General features: G+C 64.7%; 41 protein-coding genes. 30 read left to right on the top strand and 11 right to left on the bottom strand.

Features of this window, described 5'->3' with window-relative positions; all coding sequences use genetic code 11:
- Positions 1 to 8 precede the first annotated feature (8 nt).
- Genes HWX62_RS31455 through HWX62_RS31440 form a run of 4 tightly spaced genes read right to left on the bottom strand, consistent with a single transcriptional unit; the run spans position 9 to position 3551 of the window.
- Positions 9 to 269, bottom strand: a complete 261-nt coding sequence (locus HWX62_RS31455) for a hypothetical protein (RefSeq protein ID WP_175932467.1) — start codon at positions 267 to 269, stop codon at positions 9 to 11.
- Positions 266 to 1465 (bottom strand): YdaU family protein, encoded by a 1200-nt coding sequence (locus tag HWX62_RS33155; RefSeq protein ID WP_244136123.1) that lies wholly within the window; start codon positions 1463 to 1465, stop codon positions 266 to 268. Before HWX62_RS33155 ends, HWX62_RS31455 begins: the two co-directional genes overlap by 4 nt.
- Positions 1462 to 2436 carry a phosphoadenosine phosphosulfate reductase family protein gene (locus tag HWX62_RS31445; RefSeq protein ID WP_175932466.1) on the bottom strand — a complete coding sequence of 325 codons (975 nt, stop codon included), beginning with the start codon at positions 2434 to 2436 and terminating at the stop codon, positions 1462 to 1464. The genes HWX62_RS33155 and HWX62_RS31445 overlap by 4 nt, the downstream gene beginning before the upstream one ends.
- Positions 2433 to 3551, bottom strand: coding sequence for a site-specific DNA-methyltransferase (locus HWX62_RS31440; protein ID WP_175932465.1), 1119 nt, complete (start codon positions 3549 to 3551; stop codon positions 2433 to 2435). Before HWX62_RS31440 ends, HWX62_RS31445 begins: the two co-directional genes overlap by 4 nt.
- Positions 3552 to 3607: 56 nt before the next feature.
- Here HWX62_RS31440 and HWX62_RS31435 point away from each other — a divergent pair, with 56 nt between their 5' ends.
- Positions 3608 to 4309, top strand: coding sequence for a hypothetical protein (locus HWX62_RS31435; protein WP_175932464.1), 702 nt, complete (start codon positions 3608 to 3610; stop codon positions 4307 to 4309).
- Positions 4310 to 4344: 35 nt separating this feature from the next.
- On the opposite strand, the gene HWX62_RS31430 is transcribed toward HWX62_RS31435, so the two are convergent.
- The 3 genes from HWX62_RS31430 to HWX62_RS31420 all read right to left on the bottom strand — a co-directional run bounded on the left by HWX62_RS31430 (position 4345) and on the right by HWX62_RS31420 (position 5362).
- Positions 4345 to 4566 carry a hypothetical protein gene (locus HWX62_RS31430; RefSeq protein ID WP_175932463.1) on the bottom strand — a complete coding sequence of 74 codons (222 nt, stop codon included), beginning with the start codon at positions 4564 to 4566 and terminating at the stop codon, positions 4345 to 4347.
- Positions 4563 to 4937 carry a hypothetical protein gene (locus HWX62_RS31425; RefSeq protein WP_175932462.1) on the bottom strand — a complete coding sequence of 125 codons (375 nt, stop codon included), beginning with the start codon at positions 4935 to 4937 and terminating at the stop codon, positions 4563 to 4565. The genes HWX62_RS31430 and HWX62_RS31425 overlap by 4 nt, the downstream gene beginning before the upstream one ends.
- Before the next feature lie 116 nt (positions 4938 to 5053).
- Positions 5054 to 5362, bottom strand: a complete 309-nt coding sequence (locus HWX62_RS31420; RefSeq protein WP_175932461.1) for a YdaS family helix-turn-helix protein — start codon at positions 5360 to 5362, stop codon at positions 5054 to 5056.
- An 84-nt stretch (positions 5363 to 5446) separates the two neighbouring features.
- On the opposite strand from HWX62_RS31420, the gene HWX62_RS31415 reads away from it, so the two are divergent.
- From HWX62_RS31415 to HWX62_RS31340, 16 genes are all read left to right on the top strand, one after another.
- Positions 5447 to 5791 (top strand): helix-turn-helix domain-containing protein, encoded by a 345-nt coding sequence (locus HWX62_RS31415; protein WP_059638737.1) that lies wholly within the window; start codon positions 5447 to 5449, stop codon positions 5789 to 5791.
- A 941-nt stretch (positions 5792 to 6732) separates the two neighbouring features.
- A complete protein-coding gene (locus HWX62_RS31410) occupies positions 6733 to 7149 on the top strand; it encodes a hypothetical protein (protein ID WP_175932460.1) in 417 nt (138 codons plus the stop codon).
- A gap of 42 nt (positions 7150 to 7191) precedes the next feature.
- Positions 7192 to 7449, top strand: coding sequence for a hypothetical protein (locus HWX62_RS31405; RefSeq protein WP_175932459.1), 258 nt, complete (start codon positions 7192 to 7194; stop codon positions 7447 to 7449).
- Between the two features lie 129 nt (positions 7450 to 7578).
- The gene (locus tag HWX62_RS31400) at positions 7579 to 7923 is read left to right on the top strand and encodes a hypothetical protein (RefSeq protein WP_175932458.1); all 345 of its coding nucleotides are present in this window, start codon (positions 7579 to 7581) and stop codon (positions 7921 to 7923) included.
- Complete coding sequence (locus HWX62_RS31395; protein WP_175932457.1) at positions 7920 to 8342, top strand: hypothetical protein; 423 nt, start codon at positions 7920 to 7922, stop codon at positions 8340 to 8342. The genes HWX62_RS31400 and HWX62_RS31395 overlap by 4 nt, the downstream gene beginning before the upstream one ends.
- A gap of 1 nt (position 8343) precedes the next feature.
- A complete protein-coding gene (locus HWX62_RS31390) occupies positions 8344 to 8694 on the top strand; it encodes a hypothetical protein (RefSeq protein WP_175932456.1) in 351 nt (116 codons plus the stop codon).
- A complete protein-coding gene (locus HWX62_RS31385) occupies positions 8691 to 8963 on the top strand; it encodes a hypothetical protein (protein WP_244136122.1) in 273 nt (90 codons plus the stop codon). The genes HWX62_RS31390 and HWX62_RS31385 overlap by 4 nt, the downstream gene beginning before the upstream one ends.
- Position 8964: 1 nt before the next feature.
- Positions 8965 to 9141 (top strand): hypothetical protein, encoded by a 177-nt coding sequence (locus tag HWX62_RS31380; protein WP_164531160.1) that lies wholly within the window; start codon positions 8965 to 8967, stop codon positions 9139 to 9141.
- Complete coding sequence (locus HWX62_RS31375) at positions 9138 to 9305, top strand: hypothetical protein (RefSeq protein ID WP_164531161.1); 168 nt, start codon at positions 9138 to 9140, stop codon at positions 9303 to 9305. Before HWX62_RS31380 ends, HWX62_RS31375 begins: the two co-directional genes overlap by 4 nt.
- Complete coding sequence (locus HWX62_RS31370) at positions 9302 to 9445, top strand: hypothetical protein (protein ID WP_164531162.1); 144 nt, start codon at positions 9302 to 9304, stop codon at positions 9443 to 9445. Before HWX62_RS31375 ends, HWX62_RS31370 begins: the two co-directional genes overlap by 4 nt.
- Positions 9446 to 9577: 132 nt before the next feature.
- Positions 9578 to 9877, top strand: a complete 300-nt coding sequence (locus HWX62_RS31365; RefSeq protein ID WP_175932455.1) for a KTSC domain-containing protein — start codon at positions 9578 to 9580, stop codon at positions 9875 to 9877.
- Positions 9874 to 10683 (top strand): PD-(D/E)XK nuclease family protein, encoded by an 810-nt coding sequence (locus tag HWX62_RS31360; RefSeq protein ID WP_175932454.1) that lies wholly within the window; start codon positions 9874 to 9876, stop codon positions 10681 to 10683. The genes HWX62_RS31365 and HWX62_RS31360 overlap by 4 nt, the downstream gene beginning before the upstream one ends.
- A gap of 11 nt (positions 10684 to 10694) precedes the next feature.
- Positions 10695 to 11894, top strand: a complete 1200-nt coding sequence (locus HWX62_RS31355) for a hypothetical protein (protein WP_175932453.1) — start codon at positions 10695 to 10697, stop codon at positions 11892 to 11894.
- A 30-nt stretch (positions 11895 to 11924) separates the two neighbouring features.
- Entirely contained in the window at positions 11925 to 12806 is an 882-nt protein-coding gene (locus HWX62_RS31350) for a DNA translocase FtsK (protein WP_175932452.1), read from the top strand.
- A complete protein-coding gene (locus HWX62_RS31345; protein WP_175932508.1) occupies positions 12803 to 14569 on the top strand; it encodes an AAA family ATPase in 1767 nt (588 codons plus the stop codon). The genes HWX62_RS31350 and HWX62_RS31345 overlap by 4 nt, the downstream gene beginning before the upstream one ends.
- Before the next feature lie 53 nt (positions 14570 to 14622).
- On the top strand, positions 14623 to 15183 hold the full coding sequence (locus HWX62_RS31340; protein WP_244136121.1) for a 1-pyrroline-5-carboxylate dehydrogenase: 561 nt from the start codon (positions 14623 to 14625) through the stop codon (positions 15181 to 15183).
- A 90-nt stretch (positions 15184 to 15273) separates the two neighbouring features.
- Here the strand turns inward: HWX62_RS31340 and HWX62_RS31335 are convergent, their stop codons facing one another.
- Together HWX62_RS31335 and HWX62_RS31330 are read right to left on the bottom strand one after the other, a co-directional pair.
- Positions 15274 to 15762, bottom strand: coding sequence for a hypothetical protein (locus HWX62_RS31335; RefSeq protein WP_175932450.1), 489 nt, complete (start codon positions 15760 to 15762; stop codon positions 15274 to 15276).
- Between the two features lie 67 nt (positions 15763 to 15829).
- Complete coding sequence (locus tag HWX62_RS31330; protein WP_175932449.1) at positions 15830 to 16099, bottom strand: hypothetical protein; 270 nt, start codon at positions 16097 to 16099, stop codon at positions 15830 to 15832.
- Positions 16100 to 16265: 166 nt separating this feature from the next.
- Here HWX62_RS31330 and HWX62_RS31325 point away from each other — a divergent pair, with 166 nt between their 5' ends.
- From HWX62_RS31325 to HWX62_RS31305, 5 genes are read left to right on the top strand one after another with little or no spacing between them, the layout of a single operon-like run.
- Complete coding sequence (locus HWX62_RS31325; protein WP_175932448.1) at positions 16266 to 18176, top strand: DNA cytosine methyltransferase; 1911 nt, start codon at positions 16266 to 16268, stop codon at positions 18174 to 18176.
- 13 nt (positions 18177 to 18189) lie between these two features.
- Positions 18190 to 18450, top strand: coding sequence for a hypothetical protein (locus HWX62_RS31320; protein WP_175932447.1), 261 nt, complete (start codon positions 18190 to 18192; stop codon positions 18448 to 18450).
- Positions 18447 to 19910: a hypothetical protein gene (locus HWX62_RS31315; RefSeq protein ID WP_175932446.1), complete on the top strand. Its 1464-nt coding sequence runs from the start codon at positions 18447 to 18449 to the stop codon at positions 19908 to 19910. The genes HWX62_RS31320 and HWX62_RS31315 overlap by 4 nt, the downstream gene beginning before the upstream one ends.
- Positions 19904 to 20089, top strand: coding sequence for a hypothetical protein (locus HWX62_RS31310; protein WP_175932445.1), 186 nt, complete (start codon positions 19904 to 19906; stop codon positions 20087 to 20089). The genes HWX62_RS31315 and HWX62_RS31310 overlap by 7 nt, the downstream gene beginning before the upstream one ends.
- On the top strand, positions 20086 to 20325 hold the full coding sequence (locus HWX62_RS31305; protein ID WP_175932444.1) for a hypothetical protein: 240 nt from the start codon (positions 20086 to 20088) through the stop codon (positions 20323 to 20325). Before HWX62_RS31310 ends, HWX62_RS31305 begins: the two co-directional genes overlap by 4 nt.
- Before the next feature lie 45 nt (positions 20326 to 20370).
- Here HWX62_RS31305 and HWX62_RS31300 read toward each other — a convergent pair whose 3' ends face one another.
- A complete protein-coding gene (locus HWX62_RS31300; RefSeq protein WP_175932443.1) occupies positions 20371 to 20856 on the bottom strand; it encodes a hypothetical protein in 486 nt (161 codons plus the stop codon).
- Between the two features lie 153 nt (positions 20857 to 21009).
- Entirely contained in the window at positions 21010 to 21219 is a 210-nt protein-coding gene (locus HWX62_RS31295) for a hypothetical protein (protein WP_175932442.1), read from the bottom strand.
- 36 nt (positions 21220 to 21255) lie between these two features.
- Here HWX62_RS31295 and HWX62_RS31290 point away from each other — a divergent pair, with 36 nt between their 5' ends.
- From HWX62_RS31290 to HWX62_RS31255, 8 genes are read left to right on the top strand one after another with little or no spacing between them, the layout of a single operon-like run.
- Positions 21256 to 21816, top strand: coding sequence for a hypothetical protein (locus HWX62_RS31290; protein WP_175932441.1), 561 nt, complete (start codon positions 21256 to 21258; stop codon positions 21814 to 21816).
- The gene (locus HWX62_RS31285; RefSeq protein WP_034201659.1) at positions 21813 to 22049 is read left to right on the top strand and encodes a hypothetical protein; all 237 of its coding nucleotides are present in this window, start codon (positions 21813 to 21815) and stop codon (positions 22047 to 22049) included. The genes HWX62_RS31290 and HWX62_RS31285 overlap by 4 nt, the downstream gene beginning before the upstream one ends.
- The gene (locus HWX62_RS31280) at positions 22046 to 22426 is read left to right on the top strand and encodes a hypothetical protein (RefSeq protein WP_175932440.1); all 381 of its coding nucleotides are present in this window, start codon (positions 22046 to 22048) and stop codon (positions 22424 to 22426) included. The genes HWX62_RS31285 and HWX62_RS31280 overlap by 4 nt, the downstream gene beginning before the upstream one ends.
- Complete coding sequence (locus tag HWX62_RS31275; protein ID WP_175932439.1) at positions 22423 to 23352, top strand: phage Gp37/Gp68 family protein; 930 nt, start codon at positions 22423 to 22425, stop codon at positions 23350 to 23352. The genes HWX62_RS31280 and HWX62_RS31275 overlap by 4 nt, the downstream gene beginning before the upstream one ends.
- Complete coding sequence (locus tag HWX62_RS31270) at positions 23349 to 23546, top strand: hypothetical protein (RefSeq protein WP_175932438.1); 198 nt, start codon at positions 23349 to 23351, stop codon at positions 23544 to 23546. Before HWX62_RS31275 ends, HWX62_RS31270 begins: the two co-directional genes overlap by 4 nt.
- Before the next feature lie 29 nt (positions 23547 to 23575).
- Positions 23576 to 24241, top strand: coding sequence for a hypothetical protein (locus HWX62_RS31265; RefSeq protein WP_244136120.1), 666 nt, complete (start codon positions 23576 to 23578; stop codon positions 24239 to 24241).
- The gene (locus HWX62_RS31260; RefSeq protein WP_175932436.1) at positions 24238 to 24477 is read left to right on the top strand and encodes a DUF4224 domain-containing protein; all 240 of its coding nucleotides are present in this window, start codon (positions 24238 to 24240) and stop codon (positions 24475 to 24477) included. The genes HWX62_RS31265 and HWX62_RS31260 overlap by 4 nt, the downstream gene beginning before the upstream one ends.
- Before the next feature lie 2 nt (positions 24478 to 24479).
- Positions 24480 to 25601: a hypothetical protein gene (locus HWX62_RS31255; RefSeq protein ID WP_175932435.1), complete on the top strand. Its 1122-nt coding sequence runs from the start codon at positions 24480 to 24482 to the stop codon at positions 25599 to 25601.
- Positions 25602 to 25604 lie beyond the last annotated feature (3 nt).

Below are 25604 nucleotides of genomic sequence, written 5' to 3'. Positions count from 1 at the left end.
CAAGACCCTCATGCCGTCACCTCGTCGCACACGTCGCCAGTCACCGGGACGCCGCTTATCGGGCGCAGCCACGCGTCCGGAATCCACCCGGTCTTCAGCTCGCACGGCCGAAACGTGAGGACGTCCGTCCCCGGGATCGGCGTCGGTGCCTCGACGTACCAGCAGAAGCCGAAGCCCAGGTAGTCGCCGTAGGGTGCTTTCACCTCGACGATGCGGTCGCGGGCTTTGCCGCGCGTGATCACGGCCATGTCGCCGACTTTGCAGTTCATCGCCCTTCCCCCATCAAAGCGCCGGCCGCGACGGGGCCGGCAGTGTTGCGAAACGCGCGGTTGTGGTCGTCCCACCACGGGCCGTCGCCCGCGGCGTCGAACACGCGCAGCTTGAAATCGAACGGAGGTTCGTCGCGGCCCTGCTCGACGCCGAGCGTGCCGCCGTGCTCGACGATGCCGGTCCACGAGCGCCACCAGTCGCCGACCGGGCGTGTCCCGGGGCCCGGCTTCGCAGCGCGCGCGGCGAGCAGATCGCCGAGGATCAGCTCGAGCAGGCCGAGGTTCAGCGGCTGCTCGGACCGCTCGCGCTCACGGCGCTTGCGCCCCGTGGCGATGGCCGCGCGGAGGTCGTCGGCCGTCACCCCGCGCCCGGGCCAGCTCGCCAAGCGCGCGTCATCGGCGGCGAAGCCGACGCCCGACGAGCGAAGAACTTCGACGAAAGCGGCGGCGGCGATCGGCGCGTCGTCGCGCGCTACTGCCTGTGCTGTGCCGCCGCCGCTTGGGTTTACATGTTCTGTTCCGTTCCGCTCCGCTCCCTTAAGAGCGTTTTCCGGAGGAATTCCGGCGGAACTATCAGACCCTTCCCGAGGAATTCCCCCGCCTTGACCACGGAAAGGAGCTCCACTTCCTCCGGAAGATTTCCCTTTTCCCCCGGAAGTCTTCTCACTTCCACTGGAAGTAGTACTAAATTCCAACGGAAAAAGTTCGCGCTCCAACGGGCGGCCCATGTCGATCCATGCATCCAATTCGGGTACTTCCAGCGGAGCAAGCCCTCGTTCCGCCCTCGCCTTGTTGCGTTTCCGGATACGCTCGCCGAGCTTGTCGTGCGCGTGGCGGTGCTTCGAGAACCACGCCGCGTTGACCTTTTCAGCGAGGACCGGGTGATACAGGCGCCCGTCGGTACATTTGATCCAGCCGTGCAGCGCGCCGGCGCGCACCTGGTGCCATGTCGGATCGAGCTTGCCCTTATGCCAGTAGCCGGCACGCTTCGCGAGCCACTCGTCGTTATCGGGCATGCTTCCGGCGGGCACCTCGTGCCACGACACGCACCAGAGCAGCATCGCGGACCAACACGCCTCGGGCGACTCGTCGTGCACGAGATCGGAGCCAAGGAGCCGCGGCACATCGATCGGCATTTCGCGGAAATTGCGCAGATCGCAGTCCGCTGGGGTGAGAGGATTCGGGAGGTCGTTCATTCGCAAAGTCCATACGCCGAGGCGCATGCGGTCGCCGGTTCGGCGTCCGCGAGGAGGTCGTACTGCCGGCCGCCGCGAGTGGTCTTCGACCACTCGACGACATCGGAGATAAGCGTCACACGTCGGTCAACGCGCCACGAATCGGAGTGGAAGAACGAGACTGGACTGCCTGGACGGCATACCGCCGATACGAGGCGCTCCCACTCCGCTACGCGCTCAACGTGCTCGGGAAAGCGGCGCGCGATCTCGCGCAATTCGAGCTTCCCCGCATTGATGCAAGGCATGCAGCCGACGCGCGTCATACCTTCGCGGTACAACGGGTTTGCGGCGATGCCGGCAGCCGCGTGCGCGTCGAACACGTCGGCAACGTTCCAGCGCAGGATCGGACGGAACACGGCGTAATGTCCCCCGCGCCACTCGTAATGCGGAAGCCACCGACGCGCCTCGCTCTCGTCCGCACGCACGCCCTGCCACGATTCGACGAAATACCCGGCGTCGATCAGGCTCAGAGCGTATTCCGTCAGGGGGTTCCGCTTCAGACATTCCGTGCAGAACTGCCGCTTCCGGGACGGGAAGCCGCCCCGCACCATGCAGAGGTCAAGGAACGGGTTCCCGGTCGGGTGCAGCAGGTCGAGCGCGCGAGCGGCCGCCTCGGGCGTCCACGCGTACATGAACTCGCGCCTGCCGTACACAGATGATTCCGGCTCGCCGGCGGCGATCCGCGCGAGGTTCGCGCGCTTCGTCGCAAATTCGTCGGTGAAGTCGGCGCGCACCACGTCGACGGTGATGTCGAGCACGCGCGGCAGGTATTCAAGCGCGTATTCGTACGTCGACTCGTGCTCGTTGCCGGTGTCGGCGAACACCGCGCGTACGTTTTCGCGACCGTGCAGCTCGAGCGCGACGAGCAGCGTCGCGGTACTGTCTTTGCCACCGGACAGGGAAACGACGTGCAAGGTTTGCCGTTCCATCACGCCCCCCCCAGCATCAAACTGGGCTGCCGCAGGCGATCGCGCTGCAGCGGCTCGTAGTCGGGATTCAGTTCGCAGCCAAGGAAGCGCCGCCCGAACCGCTGCGCAACCTGGCCGACGGTGCCGCTGCCGAAGAACGGATCGAGCACAACGTCGCCCGGCCGGCTGCCGGCGAGCACGCAGGGCTCGACGAGTGCCTCGGGGAAGGTCGCGAAGTGCGCGCCGTCAAACGACTGCGTCGGGATGGTCCAGACGCTGCGACGGTTGCGGGTACTGCGCATGTCTGAAAGCGCAGCATCCATGCTCGTGTTGTTCTTCACGCCGCTGCCGGCCGCCGAAAGCTTTCGCCCCTTTTCTCGGCCATCGCGGTGAAACGAGCCGTGCGCGCCCGGATGCGTTGCCCATCCGTCCGGGGTTTTGTATCGATCCTTTGGCGCGGCATCGTATCCATGTCCGAAGCCCGGGCGTTTGAGCCCCTGCGCTTCGCGCCGAGCGTGTGCGCCGCCGCTGACCGGTTCCTGCATCGCATCGAAGTCGTAGAAGTACTGCTCGCTCTTGCTCAACAAGAACAGGTACTCGTGCGCTTTCGTGCACCGGTCGCGCACGCTCTCCGGCATGGGGTTCGGCTTGTGCCAGATGATGTCCTGCCGCAGGTACCAGCCAGCGTCCTGAAGCGCGAACGCGAGGCGCCACGGCTGGCCCATGAGGTCTTTCGCCTTCAGTCCAGAGCGAGACAGCGCGCCGGTACCGCTCTGCTTGCGCTGAGCGGCCGCGATCTGCTGAGCGCTGATCGTAGACCGGCTGGCCATCTGACCGCCGCGCCCTTGCGCGCCCCATGAGCCAGCGTATGCGTCGCCCATGTTCATCCAGAGCGTGCCGTCGTCGGCGAGTAGCTCGCGCGCGAGGTCGAATACGCCGACCAGCGTGTCGATGAACTCGCGCAGCGTCGGCTCCTGGCCGATCTCGCGATGTTTGTCCGGGTGCCCGTCGGGCAGGTACGAGCGCAGGCCCCAGTATGGCGGCGACGTCACGATCGTCTGCACGCGCACGCCGTCGGCGATCATTGCGCGCATCAGGTCGCGGCAGTCGCCGCGGTGGGAGCGGTCGAGCCAGTTCATATCCCGCCTCCCACGCGTGCTACGATCTTTCCCCTAAAAAGAGCTACGGGGAATTTATGAAACGAGCATGGACCATCGCTCACTTTGCGTTCGTCGCACTGTTGATCGTGATTGGCTACGTGGCAATCACTTGCGTCGCCATCGCGATATTTCGGGCGAACGTAGAGCCGAAAGATTTCTGGACCGCAATCGGAGTACCAGTTAATGCACTGGTTGCGCTTGGCACGTTTGGGGCAGCTGGCATTGCACTGTGGGCCGCACTCTCCGATCGCCGTCAGCGCAGGAACGACGAACTTGTCATCGCGCGCCTGACTGCTGCCGGAAAGGTTCATATTTTGACCAGGAGCAGAGAACTCCTCGCCGCCGCCACTTTTAACGTTGATCAGGCAGTATCGATAGCCCAAAGGACTACGGAAGCAGGCTATCCCAAGAGCAAGATCCCAGCGTTCGATACCCGAAATCGTCAGTGCGCTCTTCTCGCAAACACCGCTCACTCTCAACTGGAATCGCTCGATATGCTGACATACGAGGAAATTCGAGACCTTGTTGGCATGCCCCACAACTGCGCGATGCACATTGCGACCGCACAAGCCCAGCAGAGAGAAGCAATTAGGTTGCTGAAATTCGCCGGACAGTCTGGTCTTGCTACACAATTTCGTGACAAATGCCTCAACGAATCCAGGGTGCATCTCGCGAACGCGAAGACGAGTCTCGACGAAGCAATTTGGATCTGTGGACGTGAAACGCAGAAAATCTAGCGCGAGCTCTCCACTGCGCAAATTGAGGGCGCACGTCATTTCACATGGCCCTCACGTTTGTAATCGATCGGCGCCGCCTCGGGCCGCACGCGCTCGAGCATCCAGAGCTGGTCCGGACGGAACGCGAGATAGTCCTGCGGGGGATCGCGGAAGATGAAAAGGTGCTTTTCCTCGACGAGGCCGAGGTAAGTCATCGGGCGCCCGAGCTTTCGGGCGAAGGGCTTGCCGACGTCGCGCTGGCTGAGAGTCAGCGTCATGCCGCCACCTGGCGCTGGCCGACTGCCTGCTGCACGAATTCGCCGATCGCTTGCTGGCTGACCCGCCGGTATTCCTCGATCGCCTTCCGCTCTTGGATGGCGAGCCACTGCCGCGGGTAGTCGCAGCCCGTGAACATGCAGAACAGGTGCAGCTTCGTCGCGTTGAAGGGCCGGCGCCCGGCGATGACGTCGTTGAAATGCGGGTAGTGAATCCCGCAGTTGCGCGCGAGCGTCTTGCGATCGAAACGCCGCAGCCCGAGCTCGAGCGCGTGCGCGAGGCAGTCCTCGAAGCTCATCGCTTCGATCTCCCCGTCCGGCAGCGTCGCAGCCTGCACCCACGGCGCGAACATCCTGAATTCGGTCTGATTCATACGAAAAATCAATCGTTACCCAGTTGATTACCCACTTGCTTACCCAGTTGGCGCCGGGGCGAAATAAAGGCCAGGACAACACCTGGCCAGCTATCAACGAATGCAAACCATTGCGATCAGTCGACGCCTGCACGAAGCACGTCGCGCTGCCCCTCATTCGACATGCATGCGCCCATGCGCCCCGACGCAGCGGCCGACGCGTCAGGCCAGATCAGATGCCAATCGGTGGGGCGAAAGTCCCTGTACGGGATGCCGACGGCGTTCCCGACGAGCACGCAGTTCTCGGGTCTCATTGCATTGGGGGAATGCAGCCACTTGTGGATGTGCGGCTGCTTTTTGCCGATCAGGCGGGCAAGTGCGGACTGCGACCCAGCTTTTTGGATCGCTGCCTGCAGAGCCGGCACGGAGCAATTGGTCGGTTTCATGCGGCAATACTATAACCAAAGTTATTCATCCGCAAGAACTTTGGTTATTTGCCGCCCTACAACCAAGGTTATACGATGCCCGCTATGGAAAATCCTGAATTCGGGCGCCGGGCAAAGGAGCGTCGCGAGGCACTGGGCCTGTCCCAGAAGCACATCGCGGAACTTGTCGGCGTATCGCAGCCTGCGATAGCCAAGGTTGAACGAGGCGGCAGCACCACGACCACGAACGGGTTCGCGCTCGCGCGCGCACTGCAAACCACACTGGAGTGGCTCGAATTCGGCGACGCGGCCCAGCCGGTTCCGCCCGGCTACGATCGACTCGACGAGCTCGGCCGCGCCAAAGTCGAGGCGTACATCAGTGGGCTGCTAGCCCAGTCAGCTCCGCACGATTCGCCCGCTCAGGACGAAGACAGGCCATTCGGCGGCTGACCCGCCAAACCACTTCTGGAAGCGGCTCCAGCGACGCATCCCAGAACGAAAACTCCCGTGTCACGACCGGTCGCTTCATCCGCTCCGTGAAACCGAACACGGGCTTCTCGAGCAGCACATCCCATCGACCATCCGACCGCAGCCGTTGAATCGCCACGATCGTGCCGACCAACGCAGGGTTCCTGCTCGCCACCACCCTTGCCAAGCCCCCGGGCTTGCAGCGCAGGCGCGTCTTCGATTCCTCTTTCACTGGCCGCCCTCGTCTTCGGTTCGTCAATGTACTGTATGCATGTACAGTAGTTTAGCCCCAGTTCCCGAAGACTTTCAACTGCCGTCAGCAGACGCTTAACAAACGGGCCGCCGCCACGCTGTTACAAATTTCTGACCCGGTCGATAACTTTGGTTGTTGACACGCTGATAACCTTAGTTATAATTCCCATCAACGCGACACCGATGCCGCGCCACCGCCCAGGCGGATCGCTCTCTAACAATCGAAGGTAAGCCGGGACCGCACATGCGGAGCAACCGGCCGGCGCGATCAGCGTCGTGAGTCAGGACAGGCGCAGCGCGCTAGGCCGAAGTTTGGCTACCGCTTGCAGGCTTGAACGAACCTGATGCAAGACAGCCAGCAACACGTGACCGATGGCTTCGTAATCGGCACAAACCTCGCGCGGCCCGGAGCCGGCACGGCCGGGAGTAGCCGGGCGCGCGAGTGATGCAGTCTCATGGAGCCGGAATGCGCAGGCTGATGCGCAACCAGCTGAGCGCTGGAGTCCCAAAGCCGGAGATCAGCGCCGGCCCGGCTCCATAAGACTGTCCCGAAACAGCTCTGACCGGTGGCGGTTCGTACTCTCGAGGCGTCACCAGTGAGAGCTGCGCATGCAGCAACGCAGTTCAAGACTGTAATTTGGTTAGCAATCCTACTTTCATTGGAGGGCGCAATGCACACTCCTCGACCTCTTCACCACAACGTCCGCACCCTGCCCGCGCTGGTCGACCGACACGCCGACCAGCTGCAGGCCGCGGACGACGACGCCGCACTGGCGCGCGACGAGCGCAACGAAGCGATCGCCGACGGCGTTACGTTCGACGTTCTCCCGTTCTCGGCCGAGCAGATCGCGGTGCTCGACGCTGCGCTGCGCCGCGGCTACATCGAGGACGTGTACGAGGTTTGGAGCGTCTGCAAGGCAGTCCTCGACGCGGAAATCGCGCAGCGCATCGCCGACGCTGATCTCGCCAGCGCCGCGCCGCATTTCGCCAACGTCTACTGCTCGGGATGCGGCCAGAAATTCGGCCCTGGCAACGCCGGGTTCTCCAGCTGCACCGACCACACCGCTCGTCGCGCGCTCGACGACTGACCAACGCCGCCCGCCCCGCGCGGCCCCCCCTGGAGAAAAAGGATGGACATCCAAAGCCTGAAGCTGGTAAGCGACGAGCGTGCCCTCGCGGTGATCCGCGCGTTCCTGCAACTGAACGAATTCGACGCGTTCCACCCGAACCCCGCCGCGCTCGCGGTCGCACTGCTGGAGGACGCCGGCAAGCGCCTCGCTGCAGCGACTGCCCGCATCACCGCGCTGGAAGCCGAGAACGCCGGGCTCGCGCTCGACAAGATTACGGCCTCTGCAGCCGCGCCGGACGAGCAGCGGCCCATCGCCTGACCAACCGCGCCCGCTACGGCGGGCAATCTGACCACAAGGCCGAAACCTGCCCGCTGCAGAGCATCGCGGCGTGGTCGCAGCGTGTGGCGCTGCCTGACGATGGCCGTCAGTACCGCGACGAGGATCGATATGGACAACACGAAGCACGGCGGCCCGGCGTTTCCGCTTACCGATGCACAGTCGGTGCATCGCATCGGCGCAGCCGCAATTGAAGGAATCACCGACTCGGCCGAGCGGGACCGCCTCTATATCGAAGCGACGGCTCGCGCTTGCGCCGGCATGACGCTGCGCGACTATTTCGCAGCGAAGGCGCTGACCGGAATGCTGGCTGAACCGCTTAGCGACGACACTGACCCGAGCTCGATTTTCTTCACCCCGAATTTCCACGGAGAGCACGCGCAGCCCGGCGACCGGATCGCCGCTGCTGCATACGTGCTAGCCGATGCCATGCTCCGCGCGCGAGGTGCAGCATGAGCGAACGCGATGAACTGTATCTATCAGACGAGCGGTACGTCGCTGCTCTGAAACGCTTTCGGCAACGCATTGTCGACGGTCGCGAATATGCGGCGCACGACGATGATGAGCCCGGCTTCAAATCGAGCGGCTGCACGTGGGGACTCTGCAGCGAAGAGTCCGGAGACTGGGAATACCCGATCGACATGCTGTTTCCAGAGACGAAGGATCGCAACACCCCGAAGTATCTCGAGGATCGGCAACTCTGCCCGCTGGACATGCGAACCCCGTCTCAGGAGCTCATGAACGGCTGCTTCCATACATGTCGCGCATTCCAGCGCAAGAGCTGGCGCAAACCGCTCGATCGCGAGGCGGTCATCAAGCTCTACGACCAAAGGCTACGTGAAGCCGACACCATTCTCGCCGCGCGAGGTGCCTGACATGAACGAGAACAAGCACTCGGTCGGCCAAGCATGGCTGCAGCGTGCGAAGGAACTGGCGCAGGAACGGGCTGATTCGAGCTTCGCATATGGCGAGCTACCGTCCGACGCTGGCGACAACGCGTCGGCTGACGCTTACGCGCGCTCGCTCGCGGCCGATAGATCGCTCGACGCACACCTTCAACCGGTGGCGCACCTGATCGACGCGTTGCACCTGGTCGCTTCGAAGACCGTGCTCACGTCCGGCATCCGCGCCGTTGTCGACGACGCGCTGGCGAAGGCAGGTTTCCGCGCGCCAATGCCGGTGTCCGATCCCGTTCGCCACATCACGGTCGCGGGAGGTGCGCCGTGAGCGAAGTCAAACGCACGCCGGCGCCGAAGATGGTCGAGCGCAAATGCAAGCGCTGCAAGACGCCGTTCTTCGCGCGCGCTGCTGATGTGAAGCGTGGTTGGGGCCTGTTCTGCTCGAAGTCGTGCAAGGCCATCAAGCAGGAACAGCGCACGGGCCAGTGCCGCGCGTACTGGGATCGCCAAGAGGCGCGCGAGCGCGGCGGCGAGCCGACGGAATTTGCCGATGCGCATCTGTTCAGCAACGAAGACTACTTCCACGGGAAGGACTAACATGCGCTCACCTCTCAACAGTTTCCAGCCTGTATTTCGTCAGTACAGGCAATCGCCTGTATCGCGCCTGCGCTACGTGCTCGAAGGATCGGCCTGGGCGATCGCATACGGCGTCGTGATCGGCGCGCTCTGGTTCGGCGCTGATCTGGCCGGCCCCTACCTCCGGAGCCTCGGATGACGCCTTTCGACCTCCTCGGCGCGCTGCTCGATCGGGTATTCGAATGGAATCCCATAGCCGGTTACCTCGTCGCGCTCACGATCGCCGCGGTATGCACATTCGTGCTTGCCCGGCTCAACGCGGACGGCACGGCCGTCGCCGCTTTCGTCACGAGGCCCTCATGAGCCGCTTCACCGATCACGCCGACCTCTTCGAGCGCCGGCATCCGCGCGCCGCGCGGGCCCTCGTCGTCGCGATCCTCGTTGCGGTCGCCCTTCTCGCTGTCGCCGTCGACGGCATCAGCAAGCACTTCGGCATTCTGTAACGCCTCCTAGCGGCCCAGCTTCGCAACACGAGGCGCGCTGTTTCCGCTCACCCCGTCGAATCCAATGCCGCCGCGCCGTGAGTCTGCGTGCTGCCCGCGCACGCCCCGCACCCTCTATCAGGAGCATCCGAGATGAAAACCATCGACACCCAACCCGTCGAGTCGACGCAGATCCATAGCATCGGCTACGACGTCGAATCCGAAACGCTCGCGGTCCGCTTCAAGGATCGCAAGACGAATGCGCCGACGTCGCTGTACCACTACACCGGCTTCACGCAGGCGAACTTCGATGCGCTCAAGACCGCCGACTCTCTCGGTTCGCACTTCTACAAGCACATCAAGCCGTTCCCCGATCGCTTCCCGTACGTGTGCATCGAAAAGATGCCGGCACCGGCCGCGGATGTTGATGCCGAAACGGCAGGTGCGGCGTGACTCCCTCGGTCTATACCGTGCGCGCGTCGAGCTGGGGTGCACTGTTCGAATGCGCCTACAGGTGGGAAGCAATCCACCTACTGAAGATGCGCAACGTCGTGGGCCTGCGCGCCGCGCTCGGTACCGCGATCCACGCCGGCACGGCCGCCTACGACCAAAGCGTGCTCGACGGCTCCGGCCTGACCGTCGAGGACGCGGCCGGAGCATTCGTCGACAAGCTGCACGACCCGTCGAACGAGTACAACCCGGCGAGCGACGATCTCAACCTGAAGGAAGCCGAGCGCATCGGCATCTCGCTCACGACGAAGTACTGCCTCGAAATCACGCCGCGATACAACTTCGTCGCGGTCGAGATGGAAACGAAGCCGCTCGACATCGACTGCGGCGGTGGGATCGTGATCCGCCTCACCGGCACGATGGACCGCGCACGTGTCCGTCGCACGGCGCTCGGCCCGGGCATCGCCGACCTGAAGAGCGGATCGAAGGCTGTCGCGCAGGGCGTCGCTGTCACGAAGGGCCATGGGCCACAGATCGGCACCTACGAGATGCTCTACGAGCACACGACCGGCGAGCTGATCGCCGACACGGCCGAGATCATCGGGCTCAAGACGAAGGGCACGCCGGAGGTCGCGACTGCCCCGGTCAAGAACGCCAAGCGCGTGATGCTCGGCACCGAGGAAACGCCAGGGCTGATCCAGTTCGCCGCCGACATGTTCCGCTCTGGTCGCTTCTACCCCAACCCGAAATCGCTGTTGTGCGACAAGAAATACTGCCCGCGCTACGGCATCTGCCAATTCCACGAATAACCGAGAAATCCATGTCCACGCCCACCACTCTTGAATCCGTCCGCTCGCCGCTACCGCGCGAGGCCAACATGCCCGCCGTGGCCCCCGGCTTCGGCTCGCTGCAGTCGTTCGAGCTGATGCAGCGCGCCGCGAACCTTCTCGCGTCGTCGACGCTCGTGCCTGCCGCGTATCGCAAGGTCATCGAGAAGCTCGACAAGTACGGCAACGTGAAGGAATCGCGTGAGAACCCGAACGCGCTCGCGAACGCCGTCGTTGCACTGAATATGGCGCAGCGCATGGGCGCCGATCCGCTGATGGTGATGCAGAACCTGTACATCGTCGAGGGCCGGCCGTCCTGGTCGTCGCAGTGGATCATCGCTGCGGTAAACGGCTGCGGTCGCTTCTCGCCCCTGCGCTTCGACATCAAAGTGCTCGGCGACAAGACAGTCGAACGCGTCGAAACGGTCTGGGAGAACGGCAACCGCAGCACGGTCACGAAGCGCGTGCCGATCGTCGACAAGGTCTGCGTGGCGTGGGCCATCGAGAAAGAGACCGGCGAGCGGATTGAATCGCCTGCCGTGTCGATCGAGATGGCCGTCAAGGAAGGCTGGTACACGAAGAACGGCAGCAAGTGGCAGACGATGGACGAGGTCATGCTGCGCTATCGCACCGCGTCGTTCTTCGGGAAGCTGTACGCGCCCGAGCTGCTGATGGGCCTGACGAGCGTCGAGGAAGTGGCGGACATCGTCGACGTGCACGAAGACGGCAGTTACTCCGTCAACCGCTCGACGCTCGACGAGCTGCGCGCCGGCCGCGCACAGCCGGCCGAGGAAGTCTCGCGCGCCACGCCGGCGCAAACCGGTCCCGCCACCGAATCGCGCGAAAACGCCGCGCCGCCGTCGGACGCGCACGCAGACCCCGTCGACGACCAGGGTGAACCGGGCGATGACGATGACGGCGGCCAAGGCGGCTTCGACTTCGATGTGAGCGGTCTGGTGCACGGCATCCGCGAGGACATCGAGTCCGCCAAGACGCCCGAGGACCTCGACCTCGCGCGCAGCGCGATCGCCGGCGTGCCGGACGAGACCGCCAAGGCCGAACTGAACGCCCTCGCCTCGGCGCGCATGCGCGCCATCACGGCGGCAGCTGAACAGGCGGCCGCCGGCAAGACAACCACTCAGACGACCGCGCCGGCCGGCCGCCGCCCGCGCAACCCGATCAACGCCGACTAACGCGCACCTCCCGCCGCCAAGGATTTCGACATGACCGACAAGAACGTCCTCCAGATGACCGCCGACAGCATCGGCAAAGACCTGCTTTCCGCGCTGGTGACCGAGATGAAGCTGATGCCCGACATCTGGGTGAAGCTGTCCGAGAAGAAGCAGAACGACGTCATCGATCGGCTGCGTGCGCGCGTGGAGCACAACGTGAAGATGGCGACGCACCTGATCGCGAGCGATGGCCGCATCGTCGTCCAGGGAGACCTGGACCAGATAACGATCAAGGACGGCGTCAAGGCGGTCGTGAAATTCGGCGGCTCTCAGCCGAACCTGCACGAGCTGTACGAAGCCAGCGGGAAAACCGTTCTGGTCGTCGTCGCCAACCCGAGCGAGCACACCGGCGGCATGGACGAGATCCGCGGCGAATCGGATCAGCGCGGTTTCGACCTCGGCCGGGAGTACACCGATAACGACGGCGACGGCATGGACGGCGACAAGCCGGACAGCGACGTCGTCGACGCCGATTTCCGCGAGGTGCCGAAGCTCGGCGACGGCCCGACGCAAGCGCAGATCGCCGAACAGCATCAGGCCGGCCGGCAGGCGGCCGCCGACGGCAAGCCCGAAAGCGAATGCCCAGTGATGGCCGGCGAGCTGTGCATCGCATGGGTGAAGGGCTGGAAGGAGTGGCACGAGGAGCAAGCCGCCTCGGGCAACGAGGATCCGCTGTACGCCGAAGTCGAAGCGTTCGTGATCGAGCAGCAGAAGGTCACGATTTCGAGCGTGCAGCGCCAGTTCAAGATCGGCTACAACCGCGCCGCGCGGCTGATCGAGCTGCTCGAAGCGAAGGGCATCGTCAGTGCGATGGATTCGGACGGCGGCCGCTCGGTGCTGCGGCCGCGCGGACCGCAGGGAGAGCAATCGTGAAAATCACCGACATCTACGTGGCGAACGTGCTCGGGATCCGCTCGGCGGACATCCGGCTCGCGAAGCCCGTCACCCTCTTCACCGGCCCGAACGGCGCAGGCAAGAGCAGCCTGCAGGAAGCCGTGCGTATGGCGCTCACCGGCGACACGGTGCGCGTCGCGCTGAAGAAGGAATACGGCTCGCTCGTCACCGAGGGGGCCGACGGCGGCCAGATCGTGGTCGCGTGCGGCGAGCAGGCGAACAGCGTCATGCTGCCGTCCGGCAAGCTGAAGCGCGAGCTCGCCGAGGATCCACGCCTTCCGCTGGTGCTCGACGCGCAGCGGTTCGCGCACCTCGGCGCGGCCGAGCGCCGGGTGTTCCTGTACGACCTGATGGGCGTGAAGATCGGCGTCGACGAAATGCGTGCCCGGCTGCTCGACAAGCTTGGGCTTCGCGCCGATGCGGTACCGGCGCCGGCCGCCGCGCGGCTCGCGGCGATCACGCCGATGTTGCGCGCCGGCTTCGAAGCGGCACAGAAGGAAGCGGCCGATCGCGCGCGCGGCGCGAAGCAGTCGTGGCGCAACGCGACCGGCGAGACATACGGCAGCCAGAAGGCGGCAACCTGGCGCCCGGCGGCGGTCGACTTCGACGAAGCCGCGTTGCGGAAGCTCACGGGTGATCGCGCGGCGCTCGACGACCGCATCGGCGAACTGCAGCAGCAGATCGGCGCGGCCGACGCGGCGGACACGGCGGCACGTGCGCGTGCGTCGAAGATCGCCGACCTGCGCACGCGCGCCGCCGGTTATGCGAAGGCGGTCGAGCTCGCGCAGATCGCCGACGAACAGGTCGCCGAATTCCAGCCCAAGGTCGAAGCGCTTCGTGTGCTCGCCGGCGCGGCGCCGGCCGGCACCGAATGTTCGTGCCCGGAATGCGGCGCGCTCCTGCGCTACCTCAACGGCGTGCTATCGACGGCGGCCGCAGCCGGCGCGCGCGACGCTGACGCGGCCGCGAAGCTGCCCGAGTACGAGCAGGGTTTGAAGACGCTGCAGAACGCAGCCGCGAATCGCAAACGGGACGTCGAAGCGGCGGACGCGGCTGCGACGCAGCTGCGGGCGCTCGAGGACGACGCGGAGGACAGCGGCGCGGCCGCCGCGCGCGAGAGCGGCGACGCCGCGCGCTCCGAACTGGCCGACCTCCAACGCCGCCGAAAGCAGCTCGACACCGACATCGCGACGCTTCGCGAAATCGAACGGCGCGCCGCCGGCGCCGCCTCTCTGGCAAAGCAGGCTGCGGCGCTGCACGAAGACGTCGCGGCGTACGAGGCGATCGCCGACGCGCTCGCACCGAATGGCATCCCGGCCGACCTGCTCAGCGAAGCGCTGACGCCGATGAACGAGCGCCTCGTCGCGCTCGCCGAGATGTCCGAATGGGCCGACGTGACAATCACGCCGGAGATGGAAATCTTCGCCGACGGGCGCGCCTACGCCCTGCTGTCCGAATCGGAGCGCTGGCGCGTCGACGCGCACGTCGCCGCGGCGATCAGCCACTTCTCGGGCCTGAAGCTGCTTGTACTCGATCGCGCCGACGTCCTGGTCGGCCCGGAACGCGACCGGCTGCTCTACTGGCTCGACGACCTGGCCTACACCGAGCAGATCGACTCGGCGCTGGTGTTCATGAGTCTGAAAACGCCGCCCGGCGGCCTGCCCGAAGCCATCGAAGCGTTCTGGGTCGAGGACGGTCAGGTCGCGCCGGCCGCGCAGCACGCAATACGGGAGGCAGCGTGAGAGAGGACATCGAGAAGTATCTCGCCGCGACATCGGAAGCCACGGCGAAGGCCGTGGCGACCGGAACCGGGCTCCCGCATCTCGACGTGACGAAGGAGCTGAACCAGATGCTCGGCGAGGCGCTCGTCGAGCGCGAGAAGCGGGCCGGCGGCGGCAACGAGTACGTGTACTGGCTCGCGCGCGCCGCCGCGACAGTACCGGCATCCAATGATGCACCTGCGGCCGCCGCGGCGCCGACGCTGGCCGAAGCCATTGCCAAGCTTCCAGCGTCGGCCGTCGGCGCTGACAACGTCCCGCGCGTCATCGCAGACCTGCAAGCCGAGGTCGAACGGCTCACCGCCGAGCGCGACGCGGCGCATCGACGAGCTGACACCTGGCGCGCGAACGCCGCGGCACTCGAAGCGCGCATCGACGAGCTGACGCTTGGGCCGGTCGGCGCGCGTGCACCGCTGTTCGTGACGGTCGGCAGATATTGCAAGCCGCGGCGCCACGCGTCGCTCGAGAAAGCCCAGCGGCGCGGCAGCGCGCTCGTGCGCAGCGAGAAGGAATCCGAGGTACTTGTGCTCGAGCCGGTCGGCCGGATTGTCCGCGGCACCGAGTGGCGCCCGAAGTAGTTGATCACTCTACCACCGCGCAAGCCACATAACCTTGCGCGGTATTTTGGCGGGCGACCATCGGACAGATCTCCTGCTCACAAAGCCTGATCACTTTTCATCGATCCAGCGCTTCGCTTCTCGCTCCCCGACACTGGCCATTTCCTCTTTCGAGCCGCGACACCCGAGGTCGCTAAGGCTTACCCAGGATCCATCCGCATTCGGGTGATTGTTTCGCACAGACCACCGGGCTCCGAACTCCCCGTCGCCGCAGTCAAGTGGCGTGAAGTCAACGCTGTATCCGCGGTACTCGATCGTGTAGATATGTTGCGCAATCAATTTGCGAGCTTGCGTCAACGCATCCCCAATGGCTTGTCGCTCCATTGCCTGCGAAGTGGCATTCGGATTGTACTCAGCAACCGATTGCATTGCGTTTCTCCGAGTCATTGTCGAACTTTGTGGAACAGGAGTTGCCTGCCAGTTCGCGATCTTGTTATCGAGCTCTTGGCACGCTGCTTTCAAATATTCAGAAGGCAACTGCTCAAAAACATGCTTGATTGCTATCTCCAATGCGGCCAGTCGCTTTTCAGTGTCGCTCACGGAAGTGTCCAATTTGAGTGATGTTCGACGAGCGTGCCACGCGCTCGCCATGCCGAAAATCCTACAGTCAGAGCCCGTCTGTCGTCAGGCCAGGATGCGTTCGATCGATTATCGACCGCCCTTCTTCGAATGCAGCCTGAGCTGCCGTCGCTTCGTCGGGAAAATCGGCAGACGAGTGAGTGAAACGACGAACGTTCGCCTCCACCTGAATGACTGCGCCAGGTCGATTCACGTAGCCCGTATAGCTATATGGAACCTGTTGCCCGGGCGATGGATTGTGCTTCAACACGGGGAGAACGTGGATTTCAAAGCCCTTGTACGTTTCATCGCGCCACATCACGGATCTCCTTTGGAAGGTTCGTTAAATCCTATAGCACGGTGCTCTCGAACGTCCACAGTTTCCAGCAATTGATCATCCCCCGCGCGGCTTACCTCGGTCCGCGCGGCATTCGAGGGGGCGCCGATTTTCGGCGCCCTTCTTTTTTCGAAAATTCCATCGAACCATGAACACTACTCGCGAATTCAAGGTTTTCGGATTCTGCTCCGGCCTCGGCGCCGGCATGAAGGGTTTCAAGAAAGCGGTCTCGCAAGTCGGCGCAATGATCGCTGCATGGCGCGTGCTTGGCGGTATCGACAATGATCCCGCCGCGTGCCGCGATTTCCGGACGATCGTCGGCGTGCCGTGCACGCTTATGGACCTCTTCACGCGGGCTCAATACACCGCCTTCCATAGCGCCGAGCCGCCGCCCGGGTGGCGCGAGGCGACGCCCGATGACGTGCGCCGCGCCGCCGGCTACCAGCACCCACACTGCGTGTTCATCTCGTCGCCGTGCAAGGGCGCGTCCGGGCTGCTGTCGGAAACGCTCAGCCGCACGCCGAAGTACCAGGCGCTCAACGAGCTGACGCTGCGCTGCGTGTGGCTGATGTGCGAAGCATGGAAGGACGACCCGGTCGAGCTGATCGTGTTCGAAAACGTCCCCCGGCTCGCGACGCGCGGCCGCCATCTGCTCGACCAGATCGGCCAGATCCTTCGACACTACGGCTACGCGGTCAACGAAACGACGCATGACTGCGGCGTGATCGGTGGGCTGGCACAGAGCCGCAAGCGATTTCTGCTCGTCGCGCGGCACATTGAGAAGGTGCCGGCGTTCCTGTACGAACCGGAGCAAAAGCGGCTGCAGGGAGTCGGCACGCTGCTCGGACGCATGCCGCTGCCGGGCGACGTCGAGGCCGCCGGCCCGATGCACCGCGTGCCGTCGCTGCAGTGGAAAACGTGGGTGCGCCTCGCGTTCGTCGAAGCAGGCAGCGACTGGCGCAGCCTGAACAAGCTCGCGGTCGAGAACGGGCAGCTGCGCGACTACCTGATCGTGCCGGACATGCACAACGGCGTGCTCGGCGTGAACCGCTGGGAGGAACCGTGCGGTGTGGTGGCCGGTGCGAGCCGCCCGGGCAATGGTACGTTTTCGGTCGCTGATCCGCGTTTCGCCCAGAGTACGAAGTGGAACGACGGACACGCGTATGGCGTGCTGCCATGGGATGACCATAGCGGCACGATCGCGGGGCAGCAGACGCCTGGACAGGGCTACTACACCGTGGCAGATCCCCGTACGGGCGTGAAGCACAACAACTGCTTCCGCATCGTGCCGTTCGATCAGCCGGCCGGCGTTGTCACGGGCGGCACTGGGCCGAGCGCCGGCGGTCAGGGCATCGCCGACCCGCGGCCGCCGGCCGGCCCGCTGTTCAGCAAGTACAAGGTGACCGAATGGGCCGGCCACGCCGGCACGGTCATCGGCGGCGATGACCAGGGCGCGTATGCGGTTGCCGATCCGCGCTCGAGAACCGGTTTCGAAGGCGCCGGCAAGTACCGCGTGACCGGCTTCGACGAGCCCGCCGGCACGGTCATCGCGCGCAGCGACAGCGGCCAAGGCGCGTTCGCGGTGGCCGATCCGCGCCCGGGCATGCGCCGCGAGCGCGGCGACGCGTACCTGACCGGCGGCCACTACGGCGTCGTCGGCTGGGACCAGCACAGCGGCGCGGTGTCGGCCGCCGCCGGCCACGACAACGGGCGCTGGTCCGTCGCCGATCCGCGCATGCCCGCGGCGAACGAGAAGACTGTCGCCGTAATCCGCGCGCTCGACGGTACGTGGCACCGGCCGTTCACCACGCTCGAGCTGGCCGTCCTGCAGTCGCTCGTCGAGCCAGAGGAGTATCTCGAGCTCGACGGACTGTCCGACCAGGCGTGGCGCGAGCGCATCGGCAACGCCGTACCACCGGACGCCGCACAGGCGATCGCCGAAGTGATGGGCACCACGCTGCTGCTCGCCGAGTCCGGCGAGACGTTCCAGCTTTCGTCGACGCCGGTCTGGGTGCGCCCGATCGCGATCGCGCTGACGGTCGCGCCGCAGTCGTTGTAGAACGGAGGCACCTATGCCCTGCACCCCGTTTCGCCTGCCTGGCGGCATGTCAGGAATCATCTGCACGCGAGGTCGCACGCGCGAGCGCCGCTGCTCGGTCGAGGGCTGCAACGCGCCAAGCGGCTACCAGTGCGATTTCCAGACGAAGCCGGGCAAGACGTGCGACCGGCACCTGTGCGCGGTGCATGCACATCTGATCGGCGCCGATACCCACTTCTGCCCTACGCACCTGGCGGAGTCGAGCGGCAAAAAGCAGGGCGACCTATTCGCATGACCACCGAGGCTCACACCATGACAACTCGAAACGAAAAAAGCCCGCTCACGCGGAGCGCGAGCGGGCAAGAAAACGGAACAGCAATCGAGGCACGAGGACTGTCCTCAGCAGTTAACGGCACGCAGACCGAGAACCTTAGCGCGCGAAAGAGCCCCGCTCCCGAACAGGCAAGCGAGGCGACAGCAGCGCGGCCGGGTATGGAGAGCCCAACCGCAGAAGGCATTGTCGACACGCACACCGCCGCCGGCAATGAGACGAGTTCGAAAGTAAGCCGCGCTGATGCGCTGACGGACGAGCATATCGTTCACGCCTTCGACCTCTCGGGAGTGGAATTTCCGCGTGACCGAGCAAACGTGAACCGGCTAATTGCGGCCGTGCGCGCTATCCTCACCACATCCCCTGTCGAGCAGCCCGCAGCAGCGCCGATCGACGACCTGATTCATCTGACAGACGAGCAAATCGAGAAAAACCGGCTGGCGGCAAGGGAATGGTGGGCTCGCCGAGATGCGGCACGGCGCGCACCCGCGCCAGCGAACGAGCGGGCGGCATGGGATCGCACGCGACATGCGCTCGCGGTCGCGATGGTCGGTTTCGCAAGTCGGCCGGAGCTGATTCGCCGAAATCTGGATGCGGCGGTTAGCGCTCTCGACGCTATCACCGAGGCTGGATCGCCGCTGTCGTGGCTGCGCACCGCCCGCGCCTCCTCTGCCAACGAGACGGGGGCGGAACGGGCGCCGCGCTATGCCGAATGGCTGCACCTGCGCACGCACGGCGAATGGTCGAACGGCGTGCCAGAGTGGGCGCGCGACTATACCGGCCGCATGAACGACTTCACCGCCGCGACCGCCGTAATCGAAGAACTCGCGGCTGCTCGCGCCTCCTCTGCCAACGAGACGGGGGCGGAAGGGGCGGCTGTCGCATGGATGCGAGCCAACGATCCGCGCGACTGCATCTCCGACGCGAAGAAGCGCGACATGATCGAGCATGCCGGCGCACCAGGCGCGCGACTGGCTGAGAACTATTCGATCGCGCTCGGCGTGATCACCCCCGCGCAGGCGATGGAACCGGTGGCGATCCGCGACCCGAACTACGTCGGCGGCGTCAAGCTGCTACGAGAGCTTCCGCCTCAAACGAAGCTGTATGCTGCCCCGCAGCCAAACGCCCAGGCAGACGATCGGGTCCGGCTGACGGACGAGCGCGCGTATCGCATGTACGAAGCAGCAATGAGCGCGATGGAAGCCAGCGGCCCTTACCAGACCGTAGAAGCCGCGACGGCCACGGTCGTCCGGAACCTCCTCGCCGCCAATCCGGGCGAGCCGGAGCCGCGCGCCGAGGTGACGGACGACGACATCATCGCGGTCTGCGACGCGCATGGAATCACTCTGCCCGTCGAAGCGCTTGGAGCGGCGACCGCGCTCGTCAATCACTTCGCCGCCCGCGCAGGAGATGCCACATGCTGACCGACGTCGAAGTTTTCGAGATCCGCGCGGCCGGGTTGCCCGATCACCTGCGCGAGAGGCTGTATCCGGAATTGACGCCGCGCTGCTCGGCCTGCGACGGAACGGGGGACGTCCACGACGCGACCGGCGAGTGGCGCGGCGTATGCACCGCCTGTACCGTGTCAGGAGACCCATCATGAGCAAGTACGAGAAGCTCGACGCGATGATCGTCGCGTCGATCGACGAGACGCCGAAGAAGTTTGCGGCGGTCAATACCGGCGCAGTGCGCGAGGAAAGCGAGCGCCTCGCGCGCGAAGAATGTCGGCCAACCACCTTCGGTGAAGTGGTGGCTTGGCGAATCGTCGACAGGCGCCTTCAGGCGATGCGCAAGACTGGGAAGATCCGCTCGACGTCGACAGGGTGGGTGCGGACCTGACCACTGTCGACGGCGACGACGTGCAGCACCATGAAATCCGTGAAATCAGGGGCTCGCAAGTGCCCCCGAAATCGCGTCGAAGTTATTCTTGCAATGGGTAATCATACGTCGCGAGTTAATCCAACCTTCTGCAGAGTGAAAGTTTGATTCCGCGATAATTGTCTCCATATCGCGTAAATTAACACGGAGCTTCATAGCGACATCGAGCAACTTAAGATCCGCAATATCTTGAGTTGATAGTGTTCCGACTATCTCGCGATATTCAAGGAATTGGCGTGAGCGAAACGCTCGATATTGCTCCCATGTTCCGACCTGGTGAAAAACGTCCATGGGGTCGTAGGCCTCGTACGTAAGCTCACGGCACTTAGTCGCCACCTCAACTATCGCCGCTCGCACTGAATCGAGTCGGTGCTGATTGCGCAATTTATCGAGGCGACTCTGCAAGAACACAACCCCGTATGCTGCGACAATTGCAAGCATAGTTGCAGCAGCCTGCGCAAATGAAAGCCAATCACCACGATGCCAACTCATGCAGGCACCTCGGCTTTAGCCACTGATCCGTACGCGGGAAAATCGGCCATTTCATCTCCATAAAATAATGTTACCAATTTCAGATGATAAGCCGAAAGTGAATTAATACAACGCCCAGATGTTATAGTTTTAGGACGCCAATCCCAAGAATCTTCAGCCATATCGGCTGAGCCATTCGACCGAGAAGTTCTTCGCGTACGCAACGGCCTCCTCTTCGCCGTCGAACAGACCCAGCGAACGGAACGCCGCCTCGCGGCTGAATCCCACCTTCGTCACTTCCACCTGCGCGGCGAACTTGCCGTCGTCGGTCGGGCGTGGCGTGCAGTTCATCTCGTACCCACGCATCAGGAAAACCGTCTTCATCTGGTGCTCGCTGGAAAAATCCGGAGGAATCGTAGCATGACGACGTCGACACACAACCTGTGGACGACCGCCGAGGCGCGCCTGCTCGCCCGCCTCTATCCGTCTCCCATCCCAGCCAAGGCTCTGTACGCAGCGTTTCCGCGTCATTCGCGTAAGTCAGTCCAGACCTTTGCCACCAGGGTGCTCAAGATCAAGCGGGCGCGGCGCGACTACAGGGCGCGTGCGACACCGGCGTGGGACAGGATGCGTGCCATTCTTGAAACGGAGCACCTGTCGGTTCGCGAGCTGGTGACACGCTGCGGTGTCTCGCAGCAGCGCGTCAGCGAGCTGCTGACGATTCATCGCACCGAAGTGCAGATCGTTGACTGGATCCCACCCGAGGGCCGAGCTCAGTGGCGGGCGGTCTGGGCGGTCGGCACCGGGCCTGACGTGCCGTGCCCGGCAGCTATCAAAACCGAAGCTGCTCGTGCGGCGCGCCACGCCATGAAGCGCAATCCGTTCCTCGCCGCGGCCGGCCTCGTGACGATCCCCGTCGGCGAGCGCGGCCGTGTCTTTCAGCAGCCCATGGACGTCGACGACGATGAGCTTGCGGCATGAGCACGCGAACTGTCATCGAGATCAACCACGACTTCCTGCATCGACTGCTGGCCGATCCCCTCGCCCTCGCCGACACACTGCGCTCGGTCTGCTGCGACCACCAAGCCGAGCTCAACGACGACAACGGCCGCGGCCGGCCGCTCGACCTCGGTGGCGGCATTCGTATCGTCTATCGCCGGCACCACAGCGAGGAAGCGCGTCTCACCACGAAATACGTGGACATCCAGATATGACCGAACTTTTCTACCTTCAGGACAGCCGTTCGTTCGTCGGCAACGACGTGCTGTGGTGGGCCCAGAATGGAAATGGCTACACGACCGACCTGCGCAAAGCAAACGTCTACACGCAAGAAGAGGCACAGGCGCGCCACAACGCGCGCGCGACCGACATCCCGTGGCCGAAGGATTACATCGATTCCAAGTGGCGGCCGGCCGTCGACGCGCAGCACATCAAGCGCGACGAGGCGCTCGCTGGAACCGGAATCACACTGACCAAGCCTCAGAAGCTGCACGCCGACCGCGTGAACTGCGTCGGATGCGGCCGCTTCCTGCGAGACGCTGACCGTTATTCCCTCGACTGCCCACACTGCGGAGCGGACAACAGACCATGAGCGAGAACACAAAAATCGAGTGGTGCGACTACACCTGGTCGCCGTGGGAAGGTTGCCAGAAAGTCGGCCCCGGTTGCGACCACTGCTACGCCGAGGCGCGCAACGCACGCTTCGCTGGCGGCACGGCGGTGAACTGGGGCGCTGGCGCGCCACGTCGACGCACCGCGCCTGACTCGTGGAAGTTGCCGCTGAGGTGGGACCGGAAGGCGCGCGAGCTCGGCAAGCGCCTGCGAATCTTCCCGAGCCTCTGCGATCCGTTCGACAACGCGGTCGACCTGTTGTGGCGCCGCGACCTGTTCAGGCTGATCGCCGACACCCCGAACCTCGACTGGCTCCTGCTCACGAAGCGGATCGGCAATGTGCCGACGATGCTGCGCCATATCGGCGTCGAGCGGCTGCCGGACAACGTGTGGCTCGGCGCGACGATCGTCAACCAGGAAGAGGCCGACCGCGACATACCGAAGCTGCTCTCGGTGCCGGCGCGCGTCCGCTTTCTATCCATGGAGCCGCTTCTCGGGCCAGTGGATCTGACGCGCGTCATGCGGTCTTCACCCGATAGCGATTGGTCTTACTGCGACGACGTGCTGCGCGGCTTCCGCGCGCACAAATGTGGCGGCCATATATCGCCAGGGAACGCGGTCAACTGGGTGATCGTCGGCGGCGAAAGCGGTCCCGGCGCGCGGCCGATGCATCCGGACTGGGCCCGGTCGCTGCGCGACCAGTGCGCGGCCGCCGGCGTTCCGTTCCTGTTTAAGCAATGGGGCGAGTGGATAGACCACGATCAACGTGGCGTCGATATGCTCGGCACCGTGCATTCGCCGCTCCACGAATGGCCAGACGGCAGGCATTCCGTTCGCCTTGGCAAGCGCGCCGCCGGCCGGCTGCTCGACGGCCGCACGCACGACGAATTCCCGGAGGCACGATGAAATTCGAATTCAAAATCCAGCGGCCCGACGACGTGCCGATGACGCTCACCATGACGATGACGCTCGGCGAGTGGAAGAAGCTGCAGGAGCAGCTCGCGACCACCTACCCGTCGTGGAAGTTGTCGACAAACATCCGCGAGATGGTGCGCCTCGCGACGACGACGTTCGCAGAAACGAAGGAGCTCGACCTGTGACGGAACGCCCTCTCCTTTTCAGCGGCCCGATGGTGCGCGCCATCCTCGAAGGTCGGAAGACGCAGACCCGGCGCATCGTCAAACTGCCGCACCACAACCCGCTCGGTGTCTGGGAACCGACGACGGCCGGTGGCGGCTCGGTGAAGTATGCCGGCGGGACGCCCGCGCCGGAGCTGGCCGCGATCTGGCACACACGTACCGGCGATTGCTACGTCTGCCCGCATGGCGACGTCGGCGACCGTCTGTGGGTGCGCGAAACGCATGAGGTGCGCCGCATCGGCACCGAGACGTTCGAAGGCAGCCGACCGACACGCCGCTATGCCGGCATCGCGTACCAGGCCGACGACGGCCGCGCCGAAGTCGACATCGACCTCAACACGTTCCAGGCGCTCGACGCCAAGGAATCGCGCGGCTGGACGCCATCCATCCACATGCCGCGCTGGGCGTCGCGCATCACGCTCGAGATCACCGGCGTGCGCGCCGAGCGCCTCCAGAACATCAGCGAGTCGGACGCGCGCGACGAAGGCGTGACGATCGCTGATAACCACGTGCGCAGCCACAGCACCGGAGCCTTCCGGCCGCCGAGCATCCGCGCCTTTCACGACCTGTGGGACAGCCTGAATGCCGCGCGCGGGCACGGCTGGGACACGAACCCATGGGTATGGGTCGTGGCATTTCGAAGGATCGAATCATGAGCCTCTATCTCACCACGCTGGAGCTTGCTGAGCTGGTCGGCTGCAAGCCGCGTAGCCACGCCTGCATGAAGCGCTGGCTCGAGCGCAATCACTGGCCGTTCGCGGTCAACATCGCCGGCGTGCCGCTCGTCGCGCGCGAGTACTACGACGCCCGCATGAACGGCACTGCACTGCCGACACCCGCGCGCCGGCACCGCGCCGCCGCGTCGGAAGAACCGAACTTCGCCGCACTTTGATCATGATCGGACGACGCAAACGGCCGGATGGGTTGCCCTTCCGGCTCTACGCCCACTACGGGAAACACAAGGTCAGCTTCGGCTACAAGCTGCCGAACGGCCGCTGGGCGTTCCGCCTGTCGGCGCCGGCGCACAACAAGGAAGCACTCGCCGAGATCCGCAAGCAGGCGATCGAGCGCGCGGAGGCGCTCAACGGGAACGCGATCGAACCGGGCACGGTCGAGGCGCTCGTCGCCCGGTACTTCGAATGGCAGGACGGACTGCCGCACTCCGACGAGCGCCGTAAGGCCCAGTCCACCCTGGACGAGAACCGCGTCGAGTCGAAGCGCCTGGTCAAGGTCTTCGGGAAAATGGCGCCGGCCGCGATCAAACCGAAGCACGTGTACGGATACCTCGATAAGCGTGCGCAGCTCGGCGCGCCGGCGAAGGCGAACAAGGAAATCGCCCTGCTGTCTGCCGTTCTCGAATATGGCCGGCGCCGCGGCGAGCTCGAAACGAACCCGTGCCGCGGCATCGAGTACAACCCGACGCGGCCGCGCCAGCGGTATGTGCGTCAGGACGAGATTGATCTGGCCGTGGAAGTCGCGCGGTCGCGCCGGAGCGTGGGCGACCAGCACCCGAGTTCCGTGTACCTGATCCTCGCGCTCTGCGTGAAGGCGGCATATCTGACCGTCAGCCGGCCGACTGAGATGCGAGAGCTGCACCGCCAGAGCATCCGCCCGGAGGGCATCGAGGTACCGATCGGGAAGCGCAAGGCCGGCGAGCAGCAGCGCGTGAAGCTCGTGCTGTGGTCGCCCGAGCTGAAGGCCGTGATCGACGAAGCGCTGGCGCTGCAGCGGACGTCGAGCGTTTATGTTTTCGGCAACACGGCCGGCCAGGTGTACACGCGCAGCGGGTGGAACACGAACTGGTCGCGGTTGATGGGCTACTGCGAGAAGGAAGCGCTGGCGCGCGGCCTGCCGTTCGAACGGTTCGCGCTGCGCGACATGCGTCCGGCCGCCGTTACTGACCGCCAGGAGGAAGGCGACGATCGCATCATTGATGCGACCGGCCATGCGGATGAGCGTATGGTGCGGAAGACGTACGACCGCCGACGAGAGCGCCGGGTCCGCGCTACTCGGTAGTTC

The organism is Burkholderia sp. BCC0506 (genome assembly GCF_902833145.1).
In the GTDB taxonomy this organism is placed as follows: domain Bacteria; phylum Pseudomonadota; class Gammaproteobacteria; order Burkholderiales; family Burkholderiaceae; genus Burkholderia.
The sequence above is the reverse complement of the archived record's forward strand: the minus strand, read 5'-3'. Positions and strand labels throughout refer to the sequence as shown.